The organism is Bifidobacterium sp. RTP21102st3_E2_RTP21102_210122 (assembly GCF_040916945.1).
Taxonomy (GTDB): Bacteria; Actinomycetota; Actinomycetes; order Actinomycetales; family Bifidobacteriaceae; genus Bifidobacterium; species Bifidobacterium longum.
This window is the reverse complement of sequence record NZ_JBCPAN010000006.1, coordinates 156,520-174,232: the sequence shown is the minus strand read 5'-3', so window position 1 is coordinate 174,232 and position 17,713 is coordinate 156,520. Positions and strand designations below refer to the sequence as shown.

The following is a 17,713-nucleotide window of genomic DNA, read 5'->3' as shown; positions in this document are numbered from 1 at the left end:
CTCGCACAAAATCGTCCGCCGCAAAAAAGTGTGAGGCACGCACCCGCTCAATCGCACACTGTGGGGCCATGAATCGGCGATTTTTCGCCATTCTCCACAATGTGCGATTGAGCGTTACTGTGCGGTTGCCTCACACTTTTTCTATGGTGGGCTTTGTTGTGTGAGCCTACTTAACGCGGGAGGTGGAGGAGCGGACCTTCAGCTGGGCCGGGAACACGATGTAGGGTTGCTCAATCGGCTTTTCGTCAATGAGATCGAGCGTCATGCGGGCTGCCACGCGGGCCATTTCCACCGGATCCTGGCGGATGGTGGTCAGGCCGATATCGCCGGTGTAGAAACTATCGTCGTAGCCGATCAACGAGACGTCGCCGGGCACGGAGAATCCATTGCGCTCCAGCTGGAACATAAGCGGCAAAGCAATGCCATCCTCCTGGCATGCGATGGCGGTGGGCATCTCGTCTTGGCTTATGAGTTGGTTGACCACGTCGCTGATTTCATAACGTCCATCGTCATCGACCTTGCAGACGATAACCTGCGGCTCGATGCCTTCCCTGCGGCAGCAGGCGGTGAATGAGTCGAATCGGCTTTGCACGGAGAAGCTCAGCGACACCTCGCGATTGGTGCTGATGTAGGTGATGCGGCGATGTCCGAGATTGATAAGATGGCGGGCGGCCAGCGTGGAGCCCTGCACATCGTCGATATTGACGGCGGCGGTAAAGCCGCGGGCTCCGGGTTCGACTGAATTGATGCCGACGATCGGCACGCCGACCGAAGCCAGTTGCGCGATTTCGTTGTTGTCGATATCGAAAGACGCCACAATCACGGCATCGGCGTTACGGCGTACCGGCAACATCTCGAAGAATTCCTTGCGCTCCTCGATGCTGGAAATCTGGAATACCGAAATATCGTAGCCCTGCGTGTGCAGCACCTCGTTGAGCCCCTCGATGACCGAGGCGGTGAACCACAGGCGGATATGGCCGCTCATCAGTACTGCGATGCGCAGGGAGCGGCCGGATTTCAGGGCCGCAGCCGAGCGGGAGAGTGAGAAATTGAGTTTGTCGGCGATGGCGAGCACGCGCTCGCGGGTCTTGGCCGACACCAGATCCGGCCTGGTGAAGGAACGTGAGACGGTGGAGATGGAGACGCCGGCCTCGCGGGCGACATCCTGAATGCTCGTAGCCATTGCAGCCCCCTTGCGTTGAATGGAAAATCGCAATACACATGCACAACTGACTCCAGTGTACATGCTGATTGATTGATCTGCGGCGATGACAACGATTGTATTACAAACGTTTGCAAAGTGTCTATGTCGGCGTTAGATTGGCTTTATATAGCCATTATCTTAGGTGAAAGAAGATTGCTGGAGCCGGAGTGTGCTCGAACTTGAAACGCCTAAAATGACAACGTTTGACATATAATGATTCGACGTTTACTATGAACATAGGCTTGAACGAGAACAGGCCGTGCATGCGGTTCTCGATCGGCAAGCTCGCATTGAGTTGAACTCCGCAGCCGGCGCACGATGCAGTGTCACAACGCAGCGGACTCAAGGAGGAGGAAAAGTCATGATCAGCATGGCTGGCAAGGCGATACGCAGATGGTGGGCGCTGTTCGCGCTCCCCACATTCGCCGCATTCATCATCGGGTTCCTGGTGCCCTTCATCATGGGCGTCTACTTAAGCTTCTGCGAATTCACCACCGTTACCGACGGTGAATGGGTGGGGCTTAAGAACTATGGCAAAGCGTTGAAAGACAAGGAATTCCTGCACGCGCTCGGCTTCTCCACCGCGTTCACCATCGTGACCACCATCGTGATCAACGTGATCGCCTTCGCCATCGCCTACATGCTGACCAAGGCGATCAAGGGCTCCACGCTGTTCCGCTCGGTATTCTTCATGCCGAACCTTATCGGCGGCATCATCCTGGGCTACATCTGGCTGCTGCTCCTGAACGGCGTACTAGCCCACTGGGGCCGCGCCCTGACCTATAAGGCGTCCTACGGGTTCTGGGGCTTGGTCATCCTGGTGTGCTGGCAGCAGATCGGCTACATGATGATCATCTACATCGCCGGCCTGCAAGCCCTGCCCACCGATGTGCTGGAGGCCGCGGCCGTGGACGGCGCCAACGGACGGCAGACCATGTTCCGCATCATCATCCCGCTGATGATGCCGTCCATCACCGTGTGCTCCTTCCTGACCGTGACCAACGGTTTCAAGCTCTACGATCAGAACCTCGCATTGACCAACGGTGCGCCGAGCAACATGTCTGAAGGTCTGGCGCTGAACATCACCCGCACCTTCTACGGCCGTATGGGCTGGGAAGGCGTCGGCCAGGCGAAGGCCGTGCTGTTCTTCATCCTGGTCGCGGTCATCGCCCTGATTCAGAACAAGCTCACCACGAGCAAGGAGGTGGCAGCCTGATGAACGAGAACAAGCCTGTGAAGCATGGCGCATTATGGACCGTGCTGTTTGCCGTTGTCTCCCTGTTCTGGATTTTCCCGATCGTCCTGGTGCTGATCAACTCCTTCAAGCAGAAGGCGTACATCTCCAAGAACGCGTTCTCCCTGCCTGCCGGCAAGGCGTTCGTGGGACTTGAGAACTATGTGCGCGGCATCGAGACCACGCAGTTCTTCGCCTCCTTCGGCTGGACGTTGCTTATCACCGTCGGCTCGGTGGCGCTGATTCTGGTGTGCACCTCGATGTGCGCATGGTGGATCGTGCGCGTGAACAACTGGGCCGCGAAGCTGCTCTACACCCTGTTCCTGTTCAATATGATCGTGCCGTTCCAGATGGTGATGTTCACCCTCTCCAAGATCGCCGACATGCTGAAGCTCAATACCCCGTGGGGCCTGTGCATCGTGTACCTCGGTTTCGGTGCCGGTCTGGCCGTGTTCATCTTCACTGGCGTGATCAAGGGCATCCCGCAGGAGCTTGAGGAGTCCGCCATGATCGACGGCGCGTCAGTGCCGCGCATCTTCTTCCAGATCGTGGTGCCGATTATGAAGCCGTCGATCGTCTCGGTGGCCATCCTCGAAGCCATGTGGATCTGGAACGACTACCTGCTGCCGTACCTGACGCTCGACCTCGGCAAGTACAAGACCGTCTCGGTCGCCGTGCAATACCTCAAGGGCGGCTACGGTTCCGTGGATATGGGCGCCATGATGGCCTGCCTGATGCTGGCCATCATCCCCATCATCGTCTTCTACTTGGTATGCCAGAAGTATATAGTCTCTGGTGTCATGGCGGGAGCCGTCAAGGGCTGACGACTCGCGTCGTCAGCCCATGGCTGGAAGCCCAGTGGGCTTCCAGCAGGCTCCAGGCTGAGCCGCGACAGCGGCGAAGCTAATGATGAGCCTCGTCGTAGGCGAGTCCGTAATTGCAGGGCCGAAGGCGGAGCGGTCAAGGGTTGAGCCCGACAATTTGGCTCCCCTCCCTGAGGGGAGCCAAAAGCTGTACGAGGAGTAGTTGATGAACTGGCTGGCACCGGACTCGAAATTCATGCGCGCGTGGAGCAATCTTGCTGACGGCGTGTGGATCAACATTCTGATGCTGGTCACCTCTATTCCGCTCATCACCATCGGTGCGGCCCTGACCGCCGGTCATGATGCTTGTCGCCGCTCCATCGAGGGCGAGGGCAAAGGCGTAACCGCCAACTACTTCAAGTCATTCAAAGCCAACTTCATCAAAGCCACACTGCTGTGGCTGCCGTTCTTGGTGGCGCTGATTGCACTGGTCTGGTCATGGATCGTCCTGCAGATCACGCCGCTGCTCATCATCAAATTCGCGCTGACCATCCTCTGGCTTATCGGTTTCGAATGGGTGTTCGCGCTTCAGGCACGCTTCGAGAACACCGTGGCCGGCACCTTGAAGAACGCCTTCATCTTCGGCATCTCCCACATCGCGATGACCGTGGCCCTAGTCCTCGTGGATGCCGTGTTCGTGGCGCTGCTGGTGGCCAGCTGGTTCTACATGCCCGGTGGACTGTTCCTGCTGGTGATCCTTGGTTACGGCACCATGCTGATGCTCCATATCCCCGTTACCGAGCGTGTTTTCAATCCATATCTCATTGACTAGGCGGGTTCTCTCGCGAATATGCGGCGATCTTCGAGGTCTGAGCGCTCTCTGTCCACGCAAGCGCGGTAAAGATAACAAATTGATAACAGTTTGGGGCGGCTGGCGGAGCGGGGTGCCGATTGAGGGGGTATTAGTGATTGGCTTGGAAGGGGGCTTTTGACATACGGGGGGTGTTCGGACTGGGCGGTTGCCCCCGTAAGTGCTTATATACATAAGGAATCTGGCACACTGAGTCTCAGTGCCGTAATGGTATCATCGCAAATAATGTTTGCGTTCACGTAGAGGCGAACGAGACACCCGACAAGTGGGTCGAGGCAAAGGACAAGGAGAGATGCGGTGAAGCATTGGAAGAAGATGGCAGCATCGTTGATTGCAATATCAACGATGGTGGCAGTAGTTCCGACGACGTATGCCATGGAATCGGAAGATTCCCAACCACAGACAACCGATACCGCGACAGTGCAGACTACTAAGGCTGCTGAACCGACGCTGCTCGCCAGCTGGGACTTCACGGGCAAAAACGGCACCACGAACAGCGCGATTGCCGATTCGACCGGCAAGTACAACCTGACGCTGAAGGACGGCGCCAAGATCGAACAGTACGGTGACCGCAGCAACAACGAGGCGCTCTCACTGCGCGGCGATGGCCAGTACGCCCAGATCGATGACCAGCTGTTCAAGGATGCGGGCGACTCCTTCACTCTGGAGTTCGCGTCCAAGACTCGTCACGACGACAGCGGCAAGTTCTTCTCGTTCATCGTCGGCAAGGACGGCTCGAACGACGCCAACACCACCGATCAGGCCAACGCCAACAAGTACCTGATGTTCTACAACAGCAAGACCGCCATCAAGGGCGTTATCTCCAACAACAACTGGGGTAACGAACAGGGATCCAAGGTCACCGTTTCCGGCAACGACAACAGCTGGGCCGATTACAAGATTGTCGTGGACGGCACCAACCTTGCCGTGTTCCGCAACAATGCCCTGATCATTTTCAAGGCCAACACCGGCATCAAGATGAGCGATCTCGGCGCGACCACCGCCTACATCGGCAAGTCGTTCTACTCCGTCGATGAGTACTGGAATGGTGCAATGGATGACATCAAGGTCTACAGGGGCGCTGACCTGACCATGCCGACCGCCGTTGCGATTTCCGGCACCGGTGTGGTGAACAACAAGCTCACCCTGATTGAGAAGGACTCCACCAAGCTCACCGCCACCGTCACCCCGGACGACGCTGTGAGCAAGAACGTCACCTGGTCCTCCTCCGATGAGTCCGTGGCCAAGGTCGCCGCAGACGGTACTGTAACCGGCGTCAAGGCTGGTACTGCCACCATCACCGCCACCACTGAGCTGGGTGGTGTGAAGGCCGAACTGCCCGTCACCGTTGAGCCGATGAACGCCCAGAACGCCGCCGCAGCCGACCTCGATGCCGCGATTGCTGCGCTGAAAGTTCCGGCGGCCGAGAATCTGCCGCTAGTCGCCAAGGGCACCAAGAACGGCTCGGCGATTACGTGGAAGTCCTCGGACGAGAAGCTCATTACGTCCACTAACGAGAAGTACGAAAACAAGACCACTGGTGCCGATGACCCGTATCGTGGTGCTGGCATCATCAATCGTCCGGCCTACGGCGACGGTGATTCCAAGCCGGTTACGCTGACCGCCACCGCTTCCTACAACGGCGGTGAGAAGGTCACCAAGACCATCGAGGTCACTGTCAAGGAGAAGACCCGCATCGCGCCTGACACCGGCTATGCGGCCGTCACTTTTGAGAGCGACAGCAACGGTGGAGAAAAGGCCTGGGTGGCTTCCACTGAGAAGAACGATTTCTTCACGTTTAAGACTCGCAACAATGGCCAGGCGGTACTTACCAATGATGCAGACACGGGTGGCTTGCGTGACATGTTCGTGCTGCGTTCCCACGAAGGCGACAAGTACTACCTGATTGCCACTGATCTCAAGGTCTCGTCAATGGGCTGGAGCCAGAACCAGGTTAACGGTTCTCGGAAAGTTGAGGTCTACGAGTCCACCGATATGATGAACTGGACCCGTACCAACGGCGACGGCAACGGCGGCATCACCATCAACACGCCGAACGCCGGTATGACCTGGGCGCCGGAAGCTTACTGGGATGATGACCTGAACGCTTACGTGGTGTTCTTCTCTTCCCGCATGTTCACTGATGACACCCGTACCACTCCGGTCAAGAACGACAAAACCGGCAATAGCTCCTATGCTCAGGTGCGTTACGCCATCACCCGCGACTTCGTGAACTTCACCGAGCCGCAGATGTGGCAGGACACCGGCTACTCGCGCATTGATTCCACCGTGCGTAAGATCGGTGGCTACTACTACCGATTCACCAAGAATGAGCAGGGCGGTGCCGCTGGCGATTACATCACCACTGGTAAGAGCATCTTCCTTGAGCGTTCCAAGGTGCTGACTGCACCGACCACCGAGGCATCTCCGGGTCAGGACCCGAACACCGGTTGGCAGCTGCTCGAGCAGGCGTTGCTGCCGTTCGAAGGACCAGAGACCATCAAGCTCAACAAGGATGACGAACTCAACACGAAGGACGACGACGGCTACATTCTGCTGTCCGACAACTTCGCCTACCGTGCATTTATGACCACGGGTGCCGAGCTTTCCAAGACCACGTGGGACAACCCGATGACCAAGCGTTACCCGGACTTCAACAACGAAAAGAAGCCGGTCAAAGCCGAGCCGGGCGCTCAGGGCTACATCACTCAGGGTGCTAACGGCGGTCTGCCGGACAAGGTGCGTCACGGTGCGTTCGTGAACGTGCCTGAGTCTGTGCTCAAGGTAACGAAGTCCTGGACCGCTGCCAACCCGACGCACATCGAGGCTGTTGACTCCACCACCAAGGCCGTGTACAACGCCGGCACCCGCGAGCTCACCGCCACGGTGACCGCCGCCGATAAGGGCACGCTCGCCGGTTCGGTGAAGTTCTCTGCTGGCGACTGGTCCAAGACCGTGAAGCTCGACGCCGAAGGCAAGGCCACTGTGACCCTCCCGGCCAGCGTCTCTGGCACTGTTGCGGTTGCTTACGACGGCTACACCGATGGTTTGGTCAATCCATCCGATACTACGGTTGACGGCATTGAACAGGGCAAGGTCGATTTGGCTGAGCTCAACAAGCAGATCGCCGCCGCCGAAGCGCTCAAGGAATCCGACTACACGGCTGATTCCTGGGCTGCGCTCGCCAAGGCACTGCAGGTCGCCAAGGCTGCGCTCGCTTCCTCCGACCAGGCTGTGGTTGACAAGGCCGCCGCTGATCTGAGCGCCGCCATCGCAGCATTGCAGAAGGCGGAAACGCCCACCAAGCCGGATACCGGCGATGGTGACAACAAGGGCGATAACGCAGGCGACAAGACCGACAACAAGACCGATGACACCAAGTCTGACGGCAAGTTGCCGGCCACCGGTGCCGCCGTATATGGCGTGAGCGGTGCCATGGTGCTGCTCGCCGCTGCCGGCATTGCGCTGTCCATCTGGCGCAAGCGCCGCGCATAACTGAGTAGCTGCTCACTGCAACGCACAGAAAATCGCACAGTATATGTGTGATTTTCTGTGCGTTTTAATGTATAACAGCACATGCGTCATTTTTTTGGCTATTCGCTGTTTGTGGTGGGTGATGGTCAAGTGGTGGTGACGGCTTTGAGGTCGAGTCTGCCGCAGGTCAGGTAGATCATGGTGGCGAAGTAGTCCATGTTGCGGAAGCCTCTCGCCCGTCGTTTGACGTTCTGGATGACGCTGTCGGCGCCCTCGAGCACGGCGTTGGTGTACGGGTGCTCGAAGTAGGCGACGATCTCGGCGAAGTGGCGTCGGATCATGCGGGCGAAGTCCTTCATGGGCTCGAGCCTCGAGTGCATCATCCACGAGCACAGGCGATGCAGGCGCACCCATGCCTCGGACGGGGTGCGGCTGTCCGTGTAGATGTCCTGCAGGATCTCGCGCATCCGGCAGGCGCGGCCGGTCTTCAACCGTTGCCTCGTCAGGTTGCGCTTGGTCTCCACCTGCAGTTCGGTCAGGCTTTCCTCGTTGCGCAGCCACAGGTACTTGGTCCGTTTGAGCAGCGGGTTGGAGCGGCCTTCCGTCTTCCCGGCCTTGTCGACGGCCTCGTTGGCGTGCCTGGCCACGTGGAACCTGTCGACGATCCGCCGCGCATGGGGCAGATGCTCACGGATGCCCTTCCGGAAGCCCAGGCTCATGTCGCAGGCGACCAGACGCACATATTCCGGGACCCCGTTGTGGTCCATGAAATCACGCGAGAACCGTTCGACCGTGGCCGGGTCCTTGCCCGGCGTCACGTTGATGACATCGTGCTCCACGAGATCGGCGACCACGGTGATGCAATTGCGGCCCCTGCGGCTGGTCTCGTCGATGCCGATGGCCTCCACACCCATGTAGTCCTCCAGCCTCCTCGCCTCGTCGACGTAATGGGCGACGGACCGCCACAAACGGGTGTCGGTCTCGTCCAATTGCTCGGCGAGCGTGCTGACGGGCAGGTGGCGGGCCATCTCCACGGCCCACGCCTCGAACAGGAGCGTGAACCCGCTGCCGGGCCTGGCCCACGGGGCGGGCACCGGCATCACCCCGCACCCAAACCACCCACCACAAACAGCGAAAGGCCAAAAATTAGTGACGAAACACGAAACACCGACTTGACTAAAAACACCGCCCGCCGGGGCATGGGTCAGGCTATACCGCCTGTGCTCGTGGATGATACACTCGAGGCTCGAACCCGTGAAGGAACCCGCCCGTCTGGTCCGCCGCCGCTTCGCCGAGGTCGTCGCGTACTTCGAGCACCCGTACGCCAACGCCGTCCTCGAGGGCGCCGACAGCGTCGTCCGGAACGTGAAGAGACGGGCCTGCGGCTTCCGTGACATGGACTACTTCGCCACCATGGTCTACCTGACCTGCGGCAAGCTCGACCTCAAAGCCGTCACCACCTCCCCCTCAGTGAGAGTTTTTTGCAAATTGGCCCGTACCTGCACCTCGTCACAGCTTGTATAATCACGATTATACTAATCGTGATACAATAAATCGTGATGCGATAGAAATACGCCGGCGTATGGCATAAAGGAGGCGGGCAGCATGGCATTCATCGGACGAGACGATGACCTCAAGCAACTGCAGGAATGTTTCACTGAGCGTAGGGCACAGCTTGTGTTCGTCTACGGCCGCAGGCGCGTGGGAAAAACAGAGACGCTTATTCAACTCGCAAAAGACAAGGAAACCTTATTCTTCGCGGCGCAGAATGCCACTAAAGATGAACAGCTGGCATCGTTCTCCCGTCTCATGTTCGAGGCGGGTGCCCCGGGCAAGGATTATCTGAGTCAATATCCTTCTTGGGAAAGGGCGTTAACCGAGTTAACCCGGCTGCCAGAGCCGAGCGATGGCGGCCGCAGGCTTGTGATATTCGATGAGTTTCCTTATCTGGTCAAATCTGATCCGTCATTGCCGTCAGTGCTACAGAATCTTTGGGACCACACGTTGCGTCATGCAAATCTGATGATTGTGATTTGCGGCAGTGCCATGAGCTTCATCGAAAAGGAGCTGTTGGGAGAAAAATCGCCGCTATATGGTCGTGCGACCGGCATCCTGAAGATGCTGCCGATGCCATATTGGGATGCAGCGCAATTCTTCCCCAACTATAGTGGCGAGGATAAGGCGCTGGCCTACGCAATACTGGGCGGTATCCCGCGTTACCTAGAGGAATTTGACCCAGATGAGACCATAGACGCAAATGTCAAGCGGCATATTCTGAGACGCATTGCTCCGCTATACAGCGAGGTTGAATTTTTGTTGCACGAAGAACTGCGGGAAACTGCGAAATATAACAGCGTGATACGGGCGATCGCGCTCGGCGCAACTTCGCTGAATGAGATCGCGACACACACGATGATGGCAAACGCAACAGTATCGTCGTATCTCGCCAATCTTATGGAACTGGGGATTGTGGAACGTGAGTTCCCAGTCACGGCGAAGCCTAAGGAGCGGGCGAAAGGTTCGCGTGGGCTGTATCAGCTGAGCGACAATTTCTTCCGATTCTGGTATTCGTTTGTCTTTCCGTATCGTTCGGAATTGGAGCGGGGCGATGTGGAAGGCGTATACGAGCGTCATATCAAGCCGGTATTACATGATTTTGCCGGCAAACCGTTCGAGGGTCTGTGCCGTGAATGGATGTGGCGTGAGAGTGCTGCTGGACGGTTGCCCTTCCGTGCGCGTGCGGTTGGCCGTTGGTGGGATCGTCAGGATGAGATAGACGTGATGGCCGTTGACAATGCGTCTGATGCTGCCATTGTGGGCGAGTGCAAATTCCGCAATGCGCCGGTGGACCGTTCCGTGCTGAATCTACTGCGAGACCGTGCTGCGCGAACCGGTATCGGCCAGCGAACATACCTGCTGTTTTCGCTCGGCGGTTTCGATCAATCACTGGTCGACGATGCTGCGGCGTCTCAATCCGACGTTCAGCTCGTCGGCATCGATGAGCTGTTTCATGAATAAATCCCATTTGCGAATAGCTCTCACTGAGTGCTCATCAGTGAGAGCTATTCGCAAATGGAGCCTTACTTCTTCGCCTGAGTGAGCTGGTAGGCGGCGAAGAGGATGGCCAGCCAGATCACGCCGGCGATGACGGCGATGCGGTAGCTGGTGGAGAAGCACATCAGCACCACGACCAGCGCCAGGAACGCCAGCACCACCCACGGGGTCACCTTGGCAAACGGCAGTTTGAAGTGAATCGCGTCCAGTGCCTCCTGGCCGCTCAGACCGGCCAGCTCGGAATCCTCGGGAGCGCCGCCCGCGGCGACCACCTTACGGAACTTCATTTCGGTGAGCATGATCATCGTCCAGTTGATGATGCCGGCAATGGTGGCAATCGACATCAGGTAGTTGAACGCGAACTCAGGCCACACGAACACCACGACCACGGCGATGGCGGTGATCGCGGCGGACGTCAGCACGCCGGCCACTGGCACGCCGCGCGAGTTGAGCTTGCCCAAGTAAGCGGGCGCATTGCCCTGCTTGGCCAGCGAGTACAACATGCGGGAGTTGGCGTACAGGCCGGAGTTGTAGACGCTCATCACAGCGGTCAGGCACACGAAGTTCAAAATACCGGCAGCCGCGTGAATGCCCACGGAATCGAAGATTTGCACGAACGGGCTGGGAACATCGTCTCCGCCGATGGTGTTCCACGGTATGACGGCCATGATTACGCCGAGCGCGCCGATGTAGAACACGAGGATTCGCCAAATAATATCATTGGTGGCGCGCGGAATCGTGGTCTTCGGATCCTCGGTTTCGCCGGCGGTGATGCCGATGAGCTCGGTGCCGCCGAAGCTGAACATCACCACAACCAGTGCCATCAGCAGGCCGGTCCAGGAACCGTCGGAATTCTGCCCCATCAGGCCGTTCGGGAAGAAGCCGTTACCCACGGTGAACCAGTTCGCGAAGCTTGCGCGCACGCCGGATGCGGTGGGCAGGACAAAGATGATGACGGCCAGGCCGCCGATAATCATGGCGATCACGGCCACAATCTTGATGATGGCGAACCAGAACTCGAACTCACCGAATTTAGAGACGCCCAGCAGGTTGGCGGCGCAGATGATCACCAAGAACACGGCCGCCGACACCCATGTCGGAATCGCCGGGAACCAGTAGTTCACAAACGAACCCACCACTGATAGCTCCACCATCGAGACGAGGATGTAGTTGAACCAGTAGTTCCAGCCGGAAATAAAGCCGGCGCGCTTGGACCAGTAGCGGGTGGCATAGTAGCTGAACGCGCCCGCCTTCGGATCCTCAACGGACATTTCAGACAGTGCACGCACAATCGCGAAAATCGCGAGGCCGCCAACCAAGTAGGCGAGCAGAATCGAGGGTCCGGCCAGCGCGATGGATTCACTGGAACCATAGAACAGGCCGGTTCCGATGGCGCCGCCCAGCGCAATCAGCTGGATGTGGCGGTTCTTCAGTGACTTGCGCAGCGTGGCCGGCACCGGCACGTCGTCGGTTTCGCGCGGCTTCTTAGGCGCATCAGCAGTACTCATTGTGCCCTTCTCTCACATTTCTTGGGTTTTGGCGCACGCGGGGCTTGCCGTGATGCGCAACGTTCGTTATTCTATGCCGCCGTATCGTCTCAGAAATGGTCAATCGTCTATTTGTGCGCTATTGCAAGCGCGGGCGTGGGCGCGGCCGGTGAGCAGGCGAAGCTATAGCGAGCGATGCTTATGAAACCGCACGCTTCACTGAGTTCACTGAATTCACTGTGCTCACTGCGTGGCAGGCGTACACATGGTGAAGATGGTGTGGGACACCGATTCGGGAGAGGCCGCGAGATCGGTGGCGAGCCAGTATTGCAAAAGCCCAATGCTGCCGGACACGGCGAATCGCATACGCATCTGCGCCTCGGCTGGGTAACCCGCCGAAGATTGCAACTGTTCGCCTACACCGCGCTGGCTGTAAATCAATCCCAGCAGCTGCTGCTGGAAACCGATATCCGCTTTCGGGCTCATCAGCACTTGGAGATGATTGCGATTGTCGGCAATGTACTGGCAGATGCGCTCAATAACATGCTCGATGCCGGCAGGATCTGGCTGGGCGAGTAGCTGTTCGAGTGCGGTGGTGACCCAGGCCATGGTTTCGTCTTCAATGTCGTGCAGCAGTTCCTCGATGCTCGCATAATGCGCGTAAAACGTGGAACGATTCACATCGGCCCGCTCGCACAACGCTTTAACGGTGATGGAGCCGAGCGGCTGATTGCGCAGCAACTCGATAAGCGCGTCCTGCATGGCACGTCTCGTGTAGCGGGTGCGGCGGCTTTCCGTCAATTCTTTGGCCATGGCCTTCTCCCCAAATTCCGACAACCCACAATCCAACTGTTGGTTGCAGAACCGACACAGTGTTGTTTTACTTGAGTATAGCAGGAAGTTTTGGCGGGGCCTATGGGGCTAGGTGGCTGCCACGAGCGCGTTGGAGGTGTGCGATGGCGTATATCGAATTCGACCATGTGGTCAAGGAATATCCTTCTGGTAGCAGTGTGATTCGCGCGCTCGACGAGGCCAGCTTTACCGCCGAACAAGGCGAATTAAGCGTGATTCTGGGACAGTCCGGTGCCGGCAAAACCACGGCATTGAACATTCTGGGCGGCATGGATACCGCCACAACCGGCCGCGTAGTGGTCGGCGGGCGCGATATTACGGGCCTGCGGAAAAAGGGACTGGTGACCTACCGGCGCAACGACATCGGCTTCGTTTTCCAGTTCTACAATCTGGTGCCTAACCTTACCGCGCTCGAAAACGTGGAGCTCGCCTCGCAAATCTGCCCTGACCATTTCGATCCAGGGGAAACGCTGCGCAAAGTCGGACTGGGGGAGAGGATGGACAACTTCCCCGCGCAACTGTCCGGCGGCGAACAACAGCGTGTATCCATCGCCCGCGCGATTGCCAAAAAGCCGAAGCTGCTGTTGTGTGATGAGCCGACCGGTGCGCTCGATTACGAGACCGGTAAGGAAGTACTGCAGCTGCTGCAGGATATTTGCCAAACGCAAGGCATGACCGTGATGATCATCACGCATAATTCCGCGCTTGCACCGATGGCTCACAAAGTGATTCGCTTCCGCTCCGGCAAGGTGACCAGCGAGGAGGTCAACGCAACGCCGCGGCCCATCGCCGATATCGAATGGTAGGTGATTGGCGATGCTCACTGCAAGACACTCTGTGAAACGCCCCGTGAAACAAGCGAGGCGATTCGTGAAACAACCTGTGAAACATTCTGTGAAACGGCGGAACCTCGACGATAGCGGCGGTCGAGGAGCGGGCGTTTCTGCGGTATTTGCCAAAGATACGTTGCGTTGCTGGCTGCGCAGCTGGAAGAGGTTCGTCTCGATCGCCGTCATCACGCTGCTTGGCGTGGCCGTGCTGACCGGCATCTACGCCGGATGCCGCGATGCTTTTCTGGCGGCCGGTCGTTTTTACGATCAGCAGGGACTGCATGACCTGCAGGTGCTATCCACATACGGCCTGACCGATGATGATGCAACGGCACTGCGCCGAATCGACGGTGTGCAAACCGTGCAGCCCGAACGTTCTCAGACGGTGACCACGTTGGTGGACGGCACCAAGAAAACCGTGACCATGCAGGAAATCGGTACCGAAGGGCTTGATCAGCCGTACCTGCAACAAGGCAAACTGCCGAACAAGGCCGGCGAAGTGGCGGTGACTCAGCAGTTCCTGAACGATAGCGGACTCAAGATTGGCGGCACCATTACTGTGACGCCACAAGACACTTCTTCATCCGTCATATCGGTAGCGGCCACGGAGACTGACGATTCCAATAATGATTCCAATGACGATTCCAATAATGCCGATACGGTAGGTGTCGCCGCCAATGCCTCGGCATCCGATGCGAAGTCCGCCGCCAATACGGACGCCGACGCCGAGCAATCCCCGCAGTTCCCCACGAAACTCACCATCACCGGCGTCGTACTTGACCCGCGCGACCTCAACAATCCAGACGGCTATTCGGGCATGACCTCCTTCCGGTCCACCTCATCCGAGGACTATACGTTCTTTGCACCCAGCGACGGCGTGACCGGCAATATATACACTGCGATATCGGTTGCCGTCACTGGTGCGTCCGATTTTGACACGTTTTCCGATGCCTACGATGAAGCCGTCAAAACCGTGGCCGACCGTATCGAACATCAGATACAGACCACACGCCAGAAAGCCCGTCGTCAACAGATCGTCTCCAGCGCGCAGCGCAAACTGGACGATGCCCAAGACGAGGCCAACGAGCAGCTGGACGAAGCCCAGAAGCAGATCGACGACAACTGGGCCGAGCTGGAAGCCAACGAAACGACATTGCAAGATAGCCGTACCGAATTGGAGAACAACAGGACAACCATTACCGATGGCGAACGGCAGCTCGCCGATGGACGTGCGCAGATTGCAACGGCCCGTCAACAGATCGCGCAAGGTCGCCAGCAGATAGCCGAAGCGCGCACCCAGCTCGAATCAGGCAAAACGCAGCTCACCTCGGCTCACAAACAGCTCGATGCGGCGCAAACGGAACTGACCGCCAATCGCACGAAAATCGAACAGGGCATTACCCAAATCGACCAAGGCGTGGCACAAATTGATCAGATGCTGTCCATGATTCAACAGGCCGACAATCTACTGGCGCAACTTGACCCGAATATCGACTTCAACTCACCCACATGGCAGGCCATCAAGCAACTGCTCGCGCGCCTTGGCATTACCCTGCCTGAAGTGCCGTCAATCAGTGAGCTGCGGCAACAGCTGGCCGCCAAGCAAACGGAACTGCAAACGCAGCGAGACAGTCTGACCCAGCAGAAAGCCGATTTGCAGCGCACATTAAACGAAACCATTGCCCCCGCACAATCCACCTTGGACCAGCAGAACGCGCAACTGACCGCCAAGGAACAGGAAGCGGCTGCAGGAGAGGCACAGCTCAATACCAAATCCGCGGAACTCGAAGCGAATGCCGCAACCCTCGAAACCCAGTCGGCGCAACTTGAAGCGCAGGCCGCCCAACTGGCCAGCGGCAAGCAGCAGCTCGAAGAAGGCGAGCGGCAGCTGGAAGAAGGCGAACAACAGCTCGCGGACGGCAAGGCGAAACTGGATGATGCGCAGTCTGAACTCGATGCGAAGCGAAGCGAAGCGGAAAGCGAATTCGCCAAGCAGCAACGGCGCATCGACGATGTGGCCAACGCACGTTGGTATGTGCAGACACGCGCTTCGATCGACGGATTCAGCTCGCTCAAATCAGACGTCAGTTCCATCGAATCCATCGGCCGCGCATTCCCGATTGTGTTCCTGCTGGTCGCCGTGCTCATGAGCCTGACCACCATGACCCGCATGGTCGAGGAAGACCGCGGACTTATCGGCACCTACCTTGGACTCGGCTATGGCGGACTCGCCGTGTCCAGCCGGTATCTGCTGTTCGCGTTGCTCGCCTGCTTGGTCGGCGGCGGCATCGGTCTGCTGGTCGGATTCCTTGGCATCCCGGCATTCCTGCTGGTGGTGATTGAGGGACTGTATATATTGCCCGGTGTGCGACTCGAATACGACTGGTTGTACGGTTCGGCCGGCATCGTGCTGTTCGTGGTCGGCGTGGGCGTGGCCACCGCGCTCGCCTGTCGCGAGGAGATACGGCACACGCCCGCCGCGTTGATGCGGCCGAAGGCACCGAAAGCGGGCGCTCGCATATTGCTGGAGCGGATTCGCCCGGTATGGAGCCGGCTGAACTTCCTCGGCAAAGTCACCGCGCGCAATATCTTCCGATTCAAGTCGCGCTTGATTATGACCGTGGGTGGCGTGGCCGGTTGCACAGCGTTGATTATCTGCGGATTTGCGATTAATGACACCGTCGACACGATTGGCGTCAAACAATACGAGCAGATCTACCAGTACGACCTGATGGTCGTGGCCAATGACGATGACGCCACCGCGATGCGCAAGCAGGTGGCACAAGATGGCCAAACCACCGAAACGCTGAATCTGCGCGTGGATAGTGGCGAGATGAGCAATGCGGCGCAGGAAAGCGAAACCGTGCAGCTGATGACCGTGCCCAACGATTCGCTGAATATCTTGAACGATATGGTCACGCTGGAACAAGCTGGCGATGATGGATGGTTTGGGCTGCCCAATATCTTCGGCAAAGCGGGTGGCGGCACTGTAGCGCTGGACGATAGTGGCGTGATTGTATCGCAGTCCGCCGCCAACTCGCTGAATATTCATGCCGGCGACACCGTCACGCTGGGCAATGGCGGTAGCAGCCGGGCCAAGGTGCAGGTCACGGCCGTGACGCGCAATCTTATTGGCTCTGATGTGTACATCAGTGAGCGACTGTACGACCAGAAGTTTGCGGCCGACGGTGTGACGTCTTCGGCTTCGGGAGATGGCACTGCCTCGACCTTGACGTGGAACGCGATGCTCGCCAAGCTGAAAGGTTCCGAGACCGAACAGGCCGAATATGCGGATCGGTTGGGCGAGGAATCGTCGGTGCTCAAGGCCGTGAGCTGTGCGCATCTGGCCGCCACGTTTAAGTTCGATTTGATGGGTGCCGTGGTGGCGCTGATTGTGGGGCTCGCCGGCGGCCTGGCGCTGGTGGTGCTGTTTACGTTGGCCAATACGAACGTGTCCGAACGCATCCGCGAGATGGCCACACTGAAGGTGCTGGGCTTCTATGACCGCGAGGTGCACAACTACGTGAACCGCGAGATGATGATATTGACCGGTATGGGTGTGGTGGTTGGTCTGCCGCTTGGCAGGTGGATAGGCGGATTACTGACTGCTGCGTTGAATATGCCGTCGCTGTATTTCGAAGTGGAAGTGCACTGGTACAGCTATGCGATTGCCGTGGTGGCGACGCTGGCGTTCGCGCTGCTGGTGCAGCTGTTCACCAACCCAGTGCTCGATCGCGTAGACCCGGTCAGCTCGCTCAAGTCCGTGGAATAGAGGTAGAAGTTCAATTTGGTGTTGATGAATTGAACTTTTTGGCGGAATATTTACAGTATCATCGCATGTATTCTTGAGCTGAGCGGTTTTCGTGACATATTTCGGTGATACAGTTTGAACTTGTTTTGAACG

The 17,713-nt window shown here is 58.0% G+C and carries 11 protein-coding genes and 1 pseudogene; 8 read left to right on the top strand and 4 right to left on the bottom strand.

Features of this window, described 5'->3' with window-relative positions:
- Positions 1–166: 166 nt before the first annotated feature.
- A complete protein-coding gene (locus AB5287_RS08375) occupies positions 167–1,183 on the bottom strand; it encodes a LacI family DNA-binding transcriptional regulator (protein ID WP_131208821.1) in 1,017 nt (338 codons plus the stop codon).
- A 382-nt stretch (positions 1,184–1,565) separates the two neighbouring features.
- Here AB5287_RS08375 and AB5287_RS08370 point away from each other — a divergent pair, with 382 nt between their 5' ends.
- The 4 genes from AB5287_RS08370 (at position 1,566) to AB5287_RS08355 (ending at position 7,607) form a co-directional block, all read left to right on the top strand.
- Positions 1,566–2,420: a carbohydrate ABC transporter permease gene (locus AB5287_RS08370; RefSeq protein ID WP_007052964.1), complete on the top strand. Its 855-nt coding sequence runs from the start codon at positions 1,566–1,568 to the stop codon at positions 2,418–2,420.
- Positions 2,420–3,262: a carbohydrate ABC transporter permease gene (locus AB5287_RS08365; RefSeq protein WP_195554189.1), complete on the top strand. Its 843-nt coding sequence runs from the start codon at positions 2,420–2,422 to the stop codon at positions 3,260–3,262. Before AB5287_RS08370 ends, AB5287_RS08365 begins: the two co-directional genes overlap by 1 nt.
- A gap of 205 nt (positions 3,263–3,467) precedes the next feature.
- On the top strand, positions 3,468–4,073 hold the full coding sequence (locus AB5287_RS08360; protein WP_368221035.1) for a DUF624 domain-containing protein: 606 nt from the start codon (positions 3,468–3,470) through the stop codon (positions 4,071–4,073).
- A gap of 336 nt (positions 4,074–4,409) precedes the next feature.
- Entirely contained in the window at positions 4,410–7,607 is a 3,198-nt protein-coding gene (locus tag AB5287_RS08355) for an alpha-L-arabinofuranosidase (protein ID WP_065438706.1), read from the top strand.
- 125 nt (positions 7,608–7,732) lie between these two features.
- Here the strand turns inward: AB5287_RS08355 and AB5287_RS08350 are convergent, their stop codons facing one another.
- Positions 7,733–8,794: an ISL3 family transposase gene (locus AB5287_RS08350; RefSeq protein ID WP_368221046.1), complete on the bottom strand. Its 1,062-nt coding sequence runs from the start codon at positions 8,792–8,794 to the stop codon at positions 7,733–7,735.
- On the opposite strand from AB5287_RS08350, the pseudogene AB5287_RS08345 reads away from it, so the two are divergent.
- Both AB5287_RS08345 and AB5287_RS08340 read left to right on the top strand, forming a co-directional pair.
- Positions 8,775–9,050 (top strand): annotated as a pseudogene (locus tag AB5287_RS08345) (transposase); the annotation flags it as partial. The gene AB5287_RS08350 and the pseudogene AB5287_RS08345 sit on opposite strands and share 20 nt — an antisense overlap.
- 141 nt (positions 9,051–9,191) lie before the next feature.
- Positions 9,192–10,604 (top strand): ATP-binding protein, encoded by a 1,413-nt coding sequence (locus tag AB5287_RS08340; RefSeq protein WP_008783193.1) that lies wholly within the window; start codon positions 9,192–9,194, stop codon positions 10,602–10,604.
- 62 nt (positions 10,605–10,666) lie between these two features.
- On the opposite strand, the gene AB5287_RS08335 is transcribed toward AB5287_RS08340, so the two are convergent.
- Positions 10,667–12,148, bottom strand: a complete 1,482-nt coding sequence (locus AB5287_RS08335) for an amino acid permease (protein ID WP_347013503.1) — start codon at positions 12,146–12,148, stop codon at positions 10,667–10,669.
- Positions 12,149–12,370: 222 nt separating this feature from the next.
- Positions 12,371–12,940, bottom strand: coding sequence for a TetR/AcrR family transcriptional regulator (locus tag AB5287_RS08330; RefSeq protein ID WP_032734948.1), 570 nt, complete (start codon positions 12,938–12,940; stop codon positions 12,371–12,373).
- A 143-nt stretch (positions 12,941–13,083) separates the two neighbouring features.
- On the opposite strand from AB5287_RS08330, the gene AB5287_RS08325 reads away from it, so the two are divergent.
- Positions 13,084–13,785, top strand: a complete 702-nt coding sequence (locus AB5287_RS08325) for an ABC transporter ATP-binding protein (RefSeq protein ID WP_077389474.1) — start codon at positions 13,084–13,086, stop codon at positions 13,783–13,785.
- Positions 13,786–13,873: 88 nt separating this feature from the next.
- Positions 13,874–17,581: an FtsX-like permease family protein gene (locus tag AB5287_RS08320; RefSeq protein WP_368221031.1), complete on the top strand. Its 3,708-nt coding sequence runs from the start codon at positions 13,874–13,876 to the stop codon at positions 17,579–17,581.
- The last annotated feature ends 132 nt before the right edge of the window (positions 17,582–17,713 follow it).

Coding starts and splice junctions, on each gene's coding strand:
- AB5287_RS08330 (WP_032734948.1), bottom strand. CDS start 12,940: ATGGCCAAAGAATTGACGGAAAGCCGCCGCACCCGCTACACGAGACGT.
- AB5287_RS08375 (WP_131208821.1), bottom strand. CDS start 1,183: ATGGCTACGAGCATTCAGGATGTCGCCCGCGAGGCCGGCGTCTCCATC.
- AB5287_RS08365 (WP_195554189.1), top strand. CDS start 2,420: ATGAACGAGAACAAGCCTGTGAAGCATGGCGCATTATGGACCGTGCTG.
- AB5287_RS08325 (WP_077389474.1), top strand. CDS start 13,084: ATGGCGTATATCGAATTCGACCATGTGGTCAAGGAATATCCTTCTGGT.
- AB5287_RS08340 (WP_008783193.1), top strand. CDS start 9,192: ATGGCATTCATCGGACGAGACGATGACCTCAAGCAACTGCAGGAATGT.
- AB5287_RS08370 (WP_007052964.1), top strand. CDS start 1,566: ATGATCAGCATGGCTGGCAAGGCGATACGCAGATGGTGGGCGCTGTTC.
- AB5287_RS08360 (WP_368221035.1), top strand. CDS start 3,468: ATGAACTGGCTGGCACCGGACTCGAAATTCATGCGCGCGTGGAGCAAT.
- AB5287_RS08335 (WP_347013503.1), bottom strand. CDS start 12,148: ATGAGTACTGCTGATGCGCCTAAGAAGCCGCGCGAAACCGACGACGTG.